The 13,355-nt window shown below is 50.7% G+C and carries 14 protein-coding genes and 1 pseudogene; 9 read left to right on the forward strand and 6 right to left on the reverse strand.

Annotated features, from left to right (window positions below):
- Nucleotides 1-3: 3 nt before the first annotated feature.
- The 3 genes from HMPREF2551_RS05940 (at nucleotide 4) to HMPREF2551_RS05950 (ending at nucleotide 2,156) form a co-directional block, all read left to right on the forward strand.
- Complete coding sequence (locus HMPREF2551_RS05940) at nucleotides 4-552, forward strand: sigma-E factor negative regulatory protein (RefSeq protein ID WP_070837827.1); 549 nt, start codon at nucleotides 4-6, stop codon at nucleotides 550-552.
- Nucleotides 553-670: 118 nt separating this feature from the next.
- A complete protein-coding gene (locus HMPREF2551_RS05945) occupies nucleotides 671-1,462 on the forward strand; it encodes a TrmH family RNA methyltransferase (protein WP_070838048.1) in 792 nt (263 codons plus the stop codon).
- Nucleotides 1,463-1,496: 34 nt separating this feature from the next.
- A complete protein-coding gene (locus HMPREF2551_RS05950) occupies nucleotides 1,497-2,156 on the forward strand; it encodes a YecA family protein (RefSeq protein ID WP_049348483.1) in 660 nt (219 codons plus the stop codon).
- A gap of 68 nt (nucleotides 2,157-2,224) precedes the next feature.
- Here HMPREF2551_RS05950 and HMPREF2551_RS05955 read toward each other — a convergent pair whose 3' ends face one another.
- The 4 genes and pseudogenes from HMPREF2551_RS05955 to HMPREF2551_RS05970 all read right to left on the reverse strand — a co-directional run bounded on the left by HMPREF2551_RS05955 (nucleotide 2,225) and on the right by HMPREF2551_RS05970 (nucleotide 6,732).
- Nucleotides 2,225-2,713: a DUF456 domain-containing protein gene (locus HMPREF2551_RS05955; RefSeq protein ID WP_070712772.1), complete on the reverse strand. Its 489-nt coding sequence runs from the start codon at nucleotides 2,711-2,713 to the stop codon at nucleotides 2,225-2,227.
- Between the two features lie 143 nt (nucleotides 2,714-2,856).
- Nucleotides 2,857-4,092: an MFS transporter gene (locus tag HMPREF2551_RS05960; protein ID WP_070837830.1), complete on the reverse strand. Its 1,236-nt coding sequence runs from the start codon at nucleotides 4,090-4,092 to the stop codon at nucleotides 2,857-2,859.
- Nucleotides 4,093-4,192: 100 nt separating this feature from the next.
- Complete coding sequence (locus HMPREF2551_RS05965) at nucleotides 4,193-4,591, reverse strand: extensin (RefSeq protein ID WP_070837833.1); 399 nt, start codon at nucleotides 4,589-4,591, stop codon at nucleotides 4,193-4,195.
- Nucleotides 4,592-4,686: 95 nt separating this feature from the next.
- Nucleotides 4,687-6,732, reverse strand: a pseudogene (locus tag HMPREF2551_RS05970) (TonB-dependent receptor).
- A 394-nt stretch (nucleotides 6,733-7,126) separates the two neighbouring features.
- On the opposite strand from HMPREF2551_RS05970, the gene HMPREF2551_RS05975 reads away from it, so the two are divergent.
- Complete coding sequence (locus HMPREF2551_RS05975; RefSeq protein ID WP_070837836.1) at nucleotides 7,127-7,747, forward strand: TetR/AcrR family transcriptional regulator; 621 nt, start codon at nucleotides 7,127-7,129, stop codon at nucleotides 7,745-7,747.
- Between the two features lie 91 nt (nucleotides 7,748-7,838).
- Here HMPREF2551_RS05975 and ttcA read toward each other — a convergent pair whose 3' ends face one another.
- A complete protein-coding gene (gene ttcA, locus HMPREF2551_RS05980) occupies nucleotides 7,839-8,798 on the reverse strand; it encodes a tRNA 2-thiocytidine(32) synthetase TtcA (RefSeq protein ID WP_003746908.1) in 960 nt (319 codons plus the stop codon).
- A 128-nt stretch (nucleotides 8,799-8,926) separates the two neighbouring features.
- Entirely contained in the window at nucleotides 8,927-9,280 is a 354-nt protein-coding gene (locus HMPREF2551_RS05985; protein ID WP_070838050.1) for a RidA family protein, read from the reverse strand.
- Nucleotides 9,281-9,378: 98 nt separating this feature from the next.
- Between HMPREF2551_RS05985 and HMPREF2551_RS05990 the strand changes: the two genes are divergently transcribed.
- The 5 genes from HMPREF2551_RS05990 (at nucleotide 9,379) to hemB (ending at nucleotide 13,294) form a co-directional block, all read left to right on the forward strand.
- The gene (locus HMPREF2551_RS05990) at nucleotides 9,379-9,864 is read left to right on the forward strand and encodes an aminoacyl-tRNA deacylase (protein ID WP_070837839.1); all 486 of its coding nucleotides are present in this window, start codon (nucleotides 9,379-9,381) and stop codon (nucleotides 9,862-9,864) included.
- Nucleotides 9,865-9,879: 15 nt separating this feature from the next.
- Nucleotides 9,880-10,512, forward strand: a complete 633-nt coding sequence (locus tag HMPREF2551_RS05995) for a DnaJ domain-containing protein (RefSeq protein WP_070837842.1) — start codon at nucleotides 9,880-9,882, stop codon at nucleotides 10,510-10,512.
- Nucleotides 10,513-10,515: 3 nt separating this feature from the next.
- Nucleotides 10,516-11,388: a DMT family transporter gene (locus HMPREF2551_RS06000; RefSeq protein ID WP_070837844.1), complete on the forward strand. Its 873-nt coding sequence runs from the start codon at nucleotides 10,516-10,518 to the stop codon at nucleotides 11,386-11,388.
- Nucleotides 11,389-11,549: 161 nt separating this feature from the next.
- Complete coding sequence (locus HMPREF2551_RS06005; RefSeq protein WP_036491232.1) at nucleotides 11,550-12,260, forward strand: DUF6973 domain-containing protein; 711 nt, start codon at nucleotides 11,550-11,552, stop codon at nucleotides 12,258-12,260.
- A gap of 32 nt (nucleotides 12,261-12,292) precedes the next feature.
- Nucleotides 12,293-13,294, forward strand: coding sequence for a porphobilinogen synthase (hemB, locus tag HMPREF2551_RS06010; protein WP_070837847.1), 1,002 nt, complete (start codon nucleotides 12,293-12,295; stop codon nucleotides 13,292-13,294).
- Nucleotides 13,295-13,355: the final 61 nt, after the last annotated feature.

Genomic DNA, 13,355 nt, shown 5'->3' on the forward strand with positions numbered 1-13,355 from the left:
AGAATGAATGACAAAACAAATAAAGCATTGGAGTATGTGTCCGCATTGATGGACGGTGAAGCATTGACTGATGAGATGCTGGATGCCGTATTGGCAGACGAGGAAGCATTGCGCGCTTGGCATGAGTACCACATTATCGGCGACTGTATCCGTCAGGGCGCAGCGGCGAAGGTGGCTGATGAAAGCATGCAAAGCAAAGCATTTACAGTGCCTCAAGCTGAGATTGCTGGCAAGCAGGAAAAATATACTCATCGCGAAGCAGCCAATAACGGCTTCTTTAAATTCTTTGCAGCCGCTGCCAGCGTGTGTGCCATTGCTGTGACGGCATGGCAGTTTACGCCGCAAACTTCTCGTGACGCTATGCCGGTTGCCGAGAAGTCTAATGTTCAGCCTGCACAAGATATCATTCCGGTAAGCGGTATGCCTGACGATAAAGCAGCTTCCGAGCCTGGCGAGACTGTTGTGCCGAATGCGGCGAAAGACGGCAAAATTGAAAACCGTCCGACTGTCCGTACCGAGCAGAAAAATGAGCAGCAGACTGTTGTGCAGTAAAAAATGAAATCATGCAAAACCCTTGCTTTATGGCAAGGGTTTTTATTTTTGCAGTAAAACCGTCAGGCCGTCTGAAAGCATAGCTTCAAAGAAGTCAAAAACAGTTATAATGCGCTCCATGAAACTGATTACCTCTGCTCAAAACGAACAGCTCAAACATTTATTCCGTCTTTTGACGCAGGCTAAAGCAAGGCGTGAAAGCGGTGAAACCGTATTGGAAGGTGTACATCTGCTGCAAACTTATTTGCAAAGCGGCGGTACGCCCAAACAGGTTTACCTGCCTGAAAAGAAACAGCACCATCCTGAAATTCAAGAAATTACGGCGCAGTTGGATGAGGGATTGATTACTTGGGTCGGTAATGAAGCGCTGTCTAAAATCACCAGTCTGACCGATGCCGATGATGTGATGACTTGGATTGATATTCCGAAACAGGCAGGCTTGCCTTCAAACGGAGATTGCGTGGTATTGGAGCGGGTACAAGACCCCGGCAATGCAGGCACGATTTTGCGCAGCGCGGCGGCGGCCGGAGTCAAGCAAATCGTGTGTAGCAATGATTCCGTAGATATCTGGTCGCCCAAAGTGTTGCGGGCGGGGATGGGTGCGCATTTTTTGCTATCTATTTTCAGCCGGGTGGAATTATCCGCTTGGATGGAAACGTATCAGCATCCAATTTGGGCAACCGCCTTGGGCGGCCGCAATATCGGGTTGTATGAAATGGACCTCAGTCAACCCTGTGCTTGGGTGTTTGGCAACGAAGGCAGCGGCGTGAGTGAACGAATAAAAGAGAAGGCTGAAGCCTGTGTCAAAATCCCCATGTTGGGGCAAACCGAATCCTTGAATGTCGCGATGGCGGCAACGGTTTGTCTGTTTGAACAAATGCGGCAGCGTATCCATGCCCAGGCCGTCTGAAAACCATAATATGATTTTATTTTAAGGAACGAAAATGCAAATACTGACTTTTGATGAAGCGGCACGCAGCCGATTGATGGAATTGCTGGATGCTAAATCCGAAGCCCACAACACCATGCGTTGTGATGAAGTGCAGGGTTTTATGATGGCTTTATTGAGCGGCCCGGATGCTTTGAATCCGACCAACTGGCTGCCTGAGATTTTGGGTGAAGAATCTTTGTTTGATGCCAAAGAGCGTACCGAAATCGAGCGTTTGGTGATGGCAATGGCCGCCGATATGCGCATGAAGCTCAATGAGAAAATCCTGCCTGATTTGTGGTTTTATGAAGATGAAGCCGGCAATCCGGATTTCTACACTTGGTGTAACGCCTATCTTTACGCACTGGATATTGTGCCTACCGATTGGTTTGAAGCAGTCGATCAGGAAGAGTTTGAAGATTTGTTCTACCCGATTATGGCTTTGGGCGGTATTTATGACGACGAGGAAAACGGCGAAGTCATCTTGCATCTGAATGAAAAAGAGCTGACCCAGCTGGAATCTGATTTGCCGCATGTCCTGCTGGATATTTACTGGTACTGGCAGGCCATCATCAATAAACCGCAAACCGTCCGCCGCGAAGGCGAAAAAGTGGGGCGCAACGATCCTTGCCCATGTGGCAGCGGTAAAAAGTACAAAGCCTGCTGCGGCAAATAAGAAAATAAATAGTGAAATGAAAAGGCCGTCTGAATGCTTGAAATTCAGACGGCCTTTAATGTTTTGTCTTAGAACAACGAGGCCAACCAAACAAACAGGATGGTCATTGCAATGGTCAAGGCGCAGCCGATTTTGGCCACGGTGCCGATGATGAAGCCGATAAACGTACCGATACCGACTTTGCCAGCCTGCCAAGTGTCTTTGCGTGCGATAAATTCGCCGATGGCCGCACCAGTCAACGGGCCGAGCAACAGGCCGGGAATGGAGAAGAATGCGCCGACGATGCCGCCGATAAACGCGCCCCAAACCGCAGTTTTACTTGCGCCGGTATATTTTGCACCCAATGCCCCCGCCACATAGTCCATCGCAGTACCGAATACGGCAACGATGGCCAAAAAGGTCAGCGTACCCGAGCCAAACACTTGATAATCACCGGCATAACCCAACAACCATGCGCCACCAAACATCAAACCCAATCCGGGCAGGGCGGGATAAATAGTGCCTAAGATGCCGACGACAATGGCAATCAAGCCGAGAACGATGAGAACAGCAGTCATGAGGTTCCTTTTGAATGTAAGAGTGTAATAACGGCAGTATTATGGGCACGTTTTGTTATATTTTCATGAGAGATTGTGCAATAAAATGAAAAATTATCCAGAGGCGCGCTCAATTAAAATCGATGGATAAATATCTGAGCAAATTATTGTGAGTCACGCTCTGAATGATTGAATAAATTTCTATTCAAATATAAAAGCAGGCCTACCAATACGGCCAAGTACACTGCAACCCAATACGCATCTGTATAGCCGACCGCCTTTGCCAGCCGCAGGGCGGCGAAACCGGCCACGTAACTGCCGAGCAGGACGACGGAAAATTGCAGGCTGCTGTCGAGTGCGGCGGTGGCGCGGTCGGACTTGTCCATCACCAACGCCAGTATTACCGGCAGCAGCAGCGTGTAGCTCAGGCTCAAGGCGATGATTTGAGCGGGTGGCAGCCAAGGGTGGACGCGGGCGAGCGCGTCGATGGCGGTCATAGATGCCAAAAGCGGCAGTTGCAGCACGTAGAGCAGGAACACGAGTTTGCGGCGCGGATAATTGCGCGAAAACCAGCCCGACAGCGGCGTCACAATCAGGCAGGCAACAGGAATACCTACCGCCAGAATCCCGCCCGTCTGTTTCGGAGTAAAGCCCAAATCCGCCAGTTTGGGTACAAAAGTTGCCGCCATAAACGCATACGGTGCGGCAACGGCAAACAGCAAAACCAGCCACCGCCAGCCCGTTTCAGGTTGCTGCCAAAAAGAAACCAGCCGCGTTGCCAACGCCTTCCAACTGCCTTGTGCCGTCAGGCTTTCCGGCTCGTGGTAGTATAAGATTTGCAGCAGCATCAGCAGGCTGAACGCCAGCATAAAGCCGGCCGCCGCCGTCTGTCCGTATTCCTGATACAGCCACAACACCAGCGCGCCGCCGATCATCTTGCCGCCACGTGCCGCCATCGTTTGAATCACGCCACCGAAGCCGCGTTCGCGGTGTGGCAGGACGATGCACGACAAACCCAGCATCGCGCAGCCGTACACTGCTGACATGGCCGAGAGCAAAACGCAGCAGGCCAGAAGAAACGGGAAGTTCTGCGTGATGTCGGTACAGGCCATCAACCCGAACACCGCCGAAAGCCCCAGTGTCGCCGCCAGCAGCCAGCCGCGAAACCGTCCGAACCGCCCCGCCGGCCGCCGCTCCATCAGCGCGGCAAACAACACCTTCGCCGCTTCGATACTGCCGATTAAATGAATCCAGCTTAGTTGGTTTAGGCTGTAACCGTGGTTTTTCAAAATGGCCACCAGCGCGACCAGATAAAAACCGGTCAGCGTGAATTTGTAAGTGCTGCCGCCGATAAGCAGTAGCCAGTCGCGTGAGTTTGGGGAAGTCTGATTGTCGGACATCACATGATTCTTTTGAAGATGAGGCGAATAAAGGGACAAGGCCGTCTGAACATATTGGGTGGCAATACTTGATTTGTATTTAAATAGGTTTAGTATCTTTTCAGACGGCCTTTAACGCTTCTTCCGCCCGCAGCAGGGCAGTTTGTTCGTCGGCTTCGACGATGTAGTTCACGCCCAGCGCGGGGCCGAGTTTGGACGATTGTTCGCGGAAGAACGCCAGTTGCGTCGCGTCGGGTTCGATAAGGAGCATGGCGGCGCAGCGTTCGGACAGTTGCGGCCGATGTGCCTTTATCCATTCGATGTAAGTTTTGCGGTCGGCAATGCACTGTTCATCGCTTACCTGCCGCCGCATCGGGGTGCAGACGGTGGCGAAGCGGCGGTTTTGGTTTAACAGGGTTTCGAATTCGGCCAGCCAGTCGGCGAAGTCGGCAACGTGGGTCAGGTCGGTCAGGTAGATGGTGCCTTCGGGCAGGGTTTTGGTGGGGGTGAAGTAGTGCATGGGGTTCCTTTGGGTGTTTTGGGGAATAAACGGTAGGTCGGGCATAAATGTCCGACCTATGTTTTTTCAGACGGCCTCCATCATTTCAGCTTCGTCTAAAACTTCCATTCCGCGCTCAAACCTACGCTTCTGGGGCGTTGGTAGAGTGCGTCTTGGCGGTCGGCGCTGGAAATGAATATGGGTCGGCGGCGGTTGAACACGTTGTCGGCGTAGAGCGAGACGCGGCCTTGTTTGAAGTTGTAGGCGGTGTAGAGGTTGACTTGGTTGTATGCGCCGATTTTGCCTGATTCGGCATTGTCGGCGGCGGAGTAGTAGCCGCCGTAGAAGCGCACGTCGCCGCCGGCTTCCCAACCTTTGTCGTTCAGGTATTTCACGCCGATGTTGGCGGTGTATTTGGGCGCGCGGCCGAGTTTGTTGCCTTCGATGCCGCTGTCGGGATAGCTTTTGATTTTGGTGTTGAGCAGTCCCAGTCCGGTGGTGAGTTTCAGGCTGTCGGTCGCCTGCCAGTCGGCGGCGAGTTCTGCGCCGTAGGTGTGGACTTTTTTGGCGTTGCGGATGACGACGGAGTTGGTGCCGAGATAGAAGGGGAGCTGCATGTCACGGTAGTGGTTCAGGAACAGGTTGCCGGAGAGTTGCAGGCGGCGGTCTGCGCTGCGCCAGCGGGTGTACCACTCGTAGTTGTTCACATATTCGGGTTCATAAGTGTAGGTTACGACGGGGCGGCCGAAGGTGATGCCCGCGCCGCCGGGGTTGTAGCCGCGCGCGGCTTTGATGCCGCTGACCCATTGGTCGGTGGGTTTGAAGGCGATGTCGATTTTGGGCAGGAACACGGTCTGGCCTTTGTCTAAATCAAGGTGCAGTGCGCCACTGCCGCCGCTTCGTTTGTGCGTTTCTTTTTCAATGCGGGCGGCGGCTGTGATGTCCCATTTTTCGCTGGGGCTGTATGTGGTTTCGGCAAACAGGGCGCGCACGCTGTTGCGGTCGTCAAAGGTATTGCGGCCGCCGATGCTGCGGATATCTACCCATTCGTCTTATTTGCTGCGGAAGTAGTGCAGTCCGGAAAGGCCTCTCAGACAGCCTTTGTTTGAAAAATGCAATACCGGCTCCCATTGCAGTTCGCGGCCTTTGAGTTCGGCGGGCACGCCTTGCGGGCTGACGGTCATCGGCAGGTGCAGCCGCTCGTTGTGGTAGCGGCCGTAAACCAGTTTGTTTTCCAGTTTCAGATAGTCGTTAAGCTGCCACGATGCGTCCCAGATGCCCGATGTCGAGCCGGTTACGAACACGGGCTTTTCTTTTAAAAAACGGCGGCTGGTGGTGTTGCCCATGATTTCGTTTTGCGGCGTGCGCGAACGGATGTGGTTCAGCGTCAGGCGGCTGTAAAAATCGGGATGGTTTTCGGGCGTGAGCAGGAGTTTGAAGCGCACGTTGGTGTTTTCCACACGGCGCGGGTTGCCGGTCGGCTCATAGGACACGAACGGCTCGTAACTTTCACGCTGCTGCCGCTCCGCGCTCAATCTGAAGGCAAGGTTGTTTTTCACAATCGGGCCGGACACTACGCCGGCGATGTTGCGCGTTTTCTGGTTGCCCAAACCCAAGCGCAGCGCGCCTTCCCATTCGTCGGTCGGGTCTTTGGAACGCATCACCACCGCGCCCGCCACCGCGTTCTGCCCGCGCACATGGCTTTGCGGCCCGCGCAAGACTTCCACTTGCTGCATGTCCCACAGTGACTGCGTGCCGAAGGCGAATTCATTGTAAGTGGCGGAGCGGCCGTCTATGGACAGGTTCAGGCGCGGCCGCGTGCCCGCGAAAAACGCCACCGCACCGACGGCGGGTCCCGAGCCGTCCACGCCGCGCACGGTCGGCAAATCGTTGCCGTTGCCTAAATCCACCGTGTTCACAGTCTGTTTGAGCAGGTCGGTTGCGGAAAGGTTGTGGCCGCTGCGGTCGATGTTTGGCGTGGTGAAGACGCGGTTGGATGTGGCGGTTTCAAAGCCACTGCGGTTGGTGCGTTCGCCGGTGACGACGACTTCTTCCAACTGCACTTGTTCCGCATCTTGCGCCGCATCGGCGGCATAAATCCATTCGGAGGCAAAGGCGGCGGCAATCAATAGAGGCAGGCGGCGGAGGGTGTGTTTCTGCATTTCTTATCCTTTCAGACGGCATACGTCGGGGCGGATTGAACATCAGGCAATCAATTTCTCCGTCAGTATGCAAATATTTGTGTTTACATATTTACATAAAACAAACTATTAATGTAAAGTATAAGAAATAAGAAACAGGAATGCAAGTGTTTATCATTCACTTTACTTTCCCTCTTATCTTGTGAATCGTCCAAAAAAATCCCTCTCCTATTTGGGGGAGAAGGTTGGAGGAGGGAAATTCTGTAATCTTCATGAATTTGGCCTGCTAAGCATCCGACAGTCCTCATCCGTAGGACGGAGCGAGGGACAAGGAAAGAGGCCGTCTGAAACGCCGCCATATTGCCATTGCAGCCGTGGGGAAATATGATAAGTATCCGACTTGCGGATAACTTTAATGAATCTCCTTTATGAACAAAATCAAAACCTTCCTACCGTCATGACCGCCAGCAAACAACAAACCATCGCCGATACCGCCCGCCGCCTGTTCCGCGAACATGGCTTTTCCGCCGTATCCGTAGGCAGCATCTGCGCCGAGGCCGCCGTCAGCCGCGTCACTTTCTACAAATATTACAGCGGTAAAAATGCGCTCTTGCAGGAAATTGTTACCGAGCAGAAAAACCGCGTCCGTGCCGAATTTGAAAATCTGCTCGCACGGCAATGCAGCCTCCGCGAAGCCGCTGAGGCTGTATTTTCCTTGCAAAAACAATCGTTTGAAGAACTCTATTCCGCCGCTTTCCTGTGCGACATCGAAGAGAACACCGATTTGGAGCTGGAGCGGTTTTTCCACGAATTGAACGAAGAAAAATACGCCTTTATGCGCGGTTTCTTCCACACGCTGCAACAACGCCGCCTGATTCAGCCCGATTTGCCGGTGGAACTCATCGACCTGTTCATCCGTCAGGCGGATATATTGATGCGCCATCCGCAACTGACCGCGCTTTATGCTGCCGCGCCGCAAAAGTTGCCGCAAGACGTATTGGGATTGCTGCTGCACGGTTTGTCAGGGAAAGAATAGATAAAAAAGAATAGCAAAAATTTCAAATATGAATATTCAGACGGCCTTTCGGTAAATAGCTACCGAAAGGCCGTCTGAAAATTAAATGGAATTATAAACCGCAGGTTTTAGGTTTGTTTGCCAGAATATTGATGACTTTGCGTTCGGCTTTTTGCGGCTCGATTTTGATTTCGCTTTCGTCTTCTTCGCTGCCGTCGGAGAAACGTTCCGGCATTTTTTCGCTGTCAAACGCTAAGTCGCCACCATGTTTAAGGTTTTGACCGCGTTCCAAGCCGACAAAGTCGAAGAGTTCGGTATCGGCCAAATGTGATGGAACGACGTTTTGCAGGGCGGAGAACATCGATTCGATACGGCCGGGGAAGCGTTTGTCCCAATCGCGCAGCATGTCGCCGATGACTTGGCGTTGCAGGTTGGGCTGCGAACCGCAGAGGTTGCATGGGATGATTGGGAATTGTTTCAGCTCGGCATATTTAATCAAATCTTTTTCTTTCACATACGCCAGAGGACGGATGACGATGTGTTCGCCGTTGTCGCTAACCAGTTTGGGCGGCATGGCTTTGAGTTTGCCGCCGTAGAACATATTCAGAAACATGGTGGCAAGGATGTCATCGCGGTGGTGTCCCAAGGCGATTTTGGTGCAGCCCAATTCTTTTGCAGTGCGATAGAGGATGCCGCGGCGCAGGCGGCTGCACAGCGAACAAGTCGTTTTGCCTTCGTCCAACACGCGTTTGACGGTGGAGTAGGTGTCTTCTTCAACGATTTTGTAGGGAACGCCGATGCTTTCGAGATAGGTCGGCAATACTTCTTCGGGGAAACCCGGCTGCTTTTGGTCAAGATTGACGGCGACCAGTTCGAAATCAATCGGCGCGCTGGCTTGAAGCTGGCGCAGAATGTCTAATAGGGCGTAGCTGTCTTTGCCGCCGGAGAGGCAGACCATGATTTTGTCGCCCGGCTCAATCATGTTGAAATCGTTAATGGCATCGCCGACGGCGTGGCGCAGGCGTTTGCTGAGTTTGTTGTTTTCTAATTCTTGTTTGGTTTTTTTGGACATGGCTGTTTGTGCTTTGAAATAATAGAAAAATTTAAGGGCGGTATTGTACCGCAAAAGAATAAAGGCCGTCTGAAAAACTGCGCTTGTTTGGTCAATGCGGCATTTTCAGACGGCCTGATATTTGCGCTTTATTTGATTTGAAGGGCGGTAATTTTGATTTCGACCTTCCAGTCGGGTGAGGCCAGTTTTGCTTCCACGCAGGCGCGGGCCGGAGCGCGCTCGGGGGCTGTCCATGCGTCCCAGGCTTCGTTCATGGCGGCGTAGTCGTTCATATCGGGCAGATAGATGGTGGCCTCCAAAATATGGGCTTTGTCGGATTGGCATTGGGCGAGCCATGAATCGATTTGCGCCAAAACGTTTTCAGTTTGCGCTTTGGCATCGGCTTCAGGATTTTCGGGAACCATGCCGGAGAGGAAAACCAAGCCGTTGGCCATGACGGCTTCCGAATAGCGTTTGCTTGTGCCAAGATAGCGGATGTCCATGTTGTCTCCTGATTTCAAAAAAAAGGTATGGTAACATTGCAGTTGTTTACGTTCCACATTTAAGAGGGGCCGTCTGAACAGGGTGGCGGAAAACGATCATGAGTAAAGCAGAATATCCGGTTACGCAGGCAGTGCGCTTTTTACGCAGTAAGAAAATCGATTTTGTCCCTTATGTTTATGCGTATGAAGAACATGGTGGTACGGCGCGTTTTGCCGAGTGCGCGGGCAAGCCTGAGCATCAAGTCATCAAAACAATCGTCCTGCAGGATGAACACAAAAAAGGCTTGGTTGTGTTAATGCACGGCGACAAACATATTTCCACCCGCAATCTGGCGCGCGAACTGGGCTTGAAACACATCGAGCCGGCAACGGCGGATCAGGCGGCGAAATGGACGGGCTATTTGGTCGGCGGGACATCGCCGTTTGGTATGAAAACCGCGTTGCCGGTTTATGTGGAAGAAAGCATTTGGGCTTTGGACGAGATTTTTATCAATGGCGGCAAACGCGGGTTTATCGTGGGCATGAAACCTGAAAATCTGCGTACGCTCAACCCGCAAGATGTTCATGTTGCAGTGGATACATAAAGGATAGGAATAAAGATGGAACAATTAAATTTATACGAAATTTTGGGTGTGTCTCAGGATGCGGATATTAACGTTATCCGCGAGGCTTACGGCAAATTGGTTGCCAATCCGGATATTCAGAAAGATGAGGAGCGTTTCAAAGCCATCGGACAGGCGTTTGAAGTATTGTCCCATCCGGAAAAACGTCTGGCTTATGATGCGGCGATGCAGTACGAGCCTCAGGAAGCTCAAGACAACGGCTTCAATAATACGGTAGTCAATCATACGGAAAACCATAATACAGGGAACAATAATACGGAGGCCAATATGGTCAATACGTCTAATTCTGAAGTGAAAAACTATGTTTTTATCGCTTATGTTACCTATGCTTTGGGCCTGTTTATCTGGTTTGCACCCGTTGTCGGTGTGATTTTGGCATATGTCAAACGCAATGAGGCGCAAGGCAGTATTTATGCCAGCCATATTGACTATCTGACCAAGACATTTTGGGTGTCGTTGGTGGGTATGCTTTTCGGGATGTTGACCATACTTATCTTAATCGGTTGGCTGATTTTGGTGGCAACCGGTATTTGGCTCATTTATCGCGTAGTCGTCGGACTGATTAAACTGAATGAAGATAAGCCTGTTCCTACTCAAGGATGGTTTTAAAGCATGGCATATTTATTGGCAAGTATTGTTTGCAGCGTGTTAGTTTCCGTATTGCTGAAAGTGGCGCGCAAGCAAAAAATCAATATTGAGCAGGCGGTGGCGGTGAACTATATCGTTGCCGTTACTTTGACCATGCTGGTGTTAAAGCCGGATTTAAGCAATCCGCAAGTGTTTTTATCGACTTGGTGGCTCTTTGCAGCTTTGGGCATATTGCTGCCAAGCGTGTTTGTCATTATGGGCAAATCCGTCGATGCGGCAGGTATCGTCAAATCGGACGCGGCACAGCGCTTATCACTGTTTTTGCCCATTATCGCTTCATTCACGCTTTTTCATGAACAACTGACCGAAGGCCGTCTGATTGGTTTGGTATTGGCATTTACAGCATTGTTTTTCTTGCTTTGGAAAAGCGATGGCGGTAAGAAATCCGGCGGTTTCGGCACGCAAGTGATGCTGCTTTTGGGCGTTTGGTGCGGCTATGGCATCATTGATATTTTGTTCAAACAAGTGGCAAAAAGCGGTACCGCGTTTGCCGGCAATTTGCTGGTGGCATTTTGTTTGGCCGGTATCTTGATGTTTGGCTACCTGTTTGCCAAAGGAAGCAAATGGACCAAAGAGGGTATAGTGGGCGGTATGATTTTAGGCTGCCTGAACTTTTTGAATATTGTTACCTACATTTCGGCACACCAAATCATGAAGGATAATCCGACCTTGGTATTTGCCGGTATGAACATCGGCGTAATTGTTTTGGGTACGCTGATTGGTGCGGCAATATTTAAAGAAAAAATCAGCAGCATTAATGCAGCTGGTATCAGCATTGCTATTTGCTCGATAGCCTGTCTGTTTTATTGGCCGCAAATTCGAAGCTTGGTAGGTTAAAAAATACTTATGCCGTCTGAAAAATTTCAGACGGCCTTATTTTTATTATAAAATAGCCATTCATGCGCCGATTTGGCCGTATGGGAATTATTTTGCGCTTACGGGCGTTTCTATGTTAAACAAAGAAGTTGAACTCACACAATAATATCGATAGTTACATCATGAAACATATTAAAAAACACATTCAATGTGCCGTTCTCGGCATGCTGGTATTGTCCGGTTGCCAATCGTATCAGGAAGATCAAAGCCGCCGCAGTAAAATGGCACAATTTGCGCTTAACCATCCCGTGGCCGCCCAAGTCATCGGGATGGAGGATGAAGGCTTAATCAATATGACCAGTAATGCCACACGCTTTGCCGAGCGTACAGGTTTGGATGATAAAGCAAACGGCGACAGCAGGGGAACACAGGTCAATGCCGTACGCCAAGCATTATGGCAGGCGGCGATTGCTTCTAAATTCGACAGCATTATTGCCGAAAAAGCAGGGAATGCGCGCCTGACGGATATGGAGTTGCGAGAAGGTAAAGACGACTACTTCAGCCGTTACCTTGCCGACCAGGCAGTCGATCAACGTAACAACCGTATCGGCCGCAGTATCGGCAGTGCCAAACCTGACAGCGATATGAAGACGCTGGCGGCAAGCATTTTGTTCTACTACAACAAAGTAGGCTTGTGGACGGCTTCCGAAGTGAAAAACCGTTGGCACATCAAACAGGAAAAACTTTCAGACGGCCAATATGCCGAAGCATTGAAAAATATCGCAAAATTGGATCAAAACGGCATGACCGAGCAGGAACGTAATAGTTATAAAACCGGTACGCTCAGCGAAATCAAACGTTCGGTCAAAGCCATACGTCAAGTCGAAGACTGATTTTAAGACTTCATTATTGAAAGGCAATTGTTATGAATTTCCCTCCGCGTTATGTCTCAAACACCCGTATGCGCCGTATGCGTAAAGACGATTTTTCACGCCGTCTGATGCGCGAGCATACTTTGACGGCAGATGATTTAATCTATCCGGTTTTTGTATTGGAAGGTCAGAATCAGGAAGAGGCAGTGCCGTCTATGCCCGGCGTCAAACGCCAAAGTTTGGATAAATTGTTGTTTACCGCTGAAGAAGCACTGAATCTCGGTATTCCTATGCTGGCTTTGTTTCCCGTGGTAACACAAAACAAGACCGAGTTTGCGGAGGAAGCTTATAACCCTGAAGGCTTGGTGCCGACAGTGGTACGAACTCTGCGCGAGAAATTTCCAGAGCTGGGTATCATGACCGACGTTGCCCTGGATCCCTATACCATACACGGCCAAGACGGTTTGACCGATGAAAATGGCTATGTCCTCAACGATGAAACCATTGAAGTTTTGGTAAAACAGGCTTTGTGTCATGCCGATGCAGGCGCACAAGTCGTCGCCCCATCAGACATGATGGACGGACGTATTCTTGCCATTCGCGAAGCCTTAGAAGATGCCGGACATATCCATACACGCATTATGGCGTATTCGGCAAAATATGCTTCAGCATTCTACGGCCCGTTCCGCGATGCTGTCGGCAGCTCCGGTAATTTGGGTAAGGCAGACAAGAAAACCTACCAAATGGACCCTGCAAATACCAATGAAGCCTTGCACGAAGTCGCATTGGATATTCAAGAGGGTGCAGACATGGTAATGGTTAAACCGGGTCTTCCGTATCTGGATGTCGTCCGCCGAGTCAAAGACGAGTTTGGCGTACCGACTTATGCTTACCAAGTTTCCGGCGAATATACCATGCTTCAGGCTGCCATTCAAAATGGCTGGTTGGATGGTGAGAAAACCATTTTGGAAAGCTTATTGGCATTCAAACGCGCCGGCGCTGATGGTATTTTGACTTACTACGCGATTGAAGCGGCAAAATTGTTGAAGAAGTAAAATAAAGAAATAAATTAAAAAGCGGCAAACAGTGTTTATCCTGTTTAGCCGCTTTTTTGTA

Origin of the sequence: Neisseria sp. HMSC066H01 (assembly GCF_001837375.1) — a bacterium.
GTDB lineage: Bacteria > Pseudomonadota > Gammaproteobacteria > Burkholderiales > Neisseriaceae > Neisseria.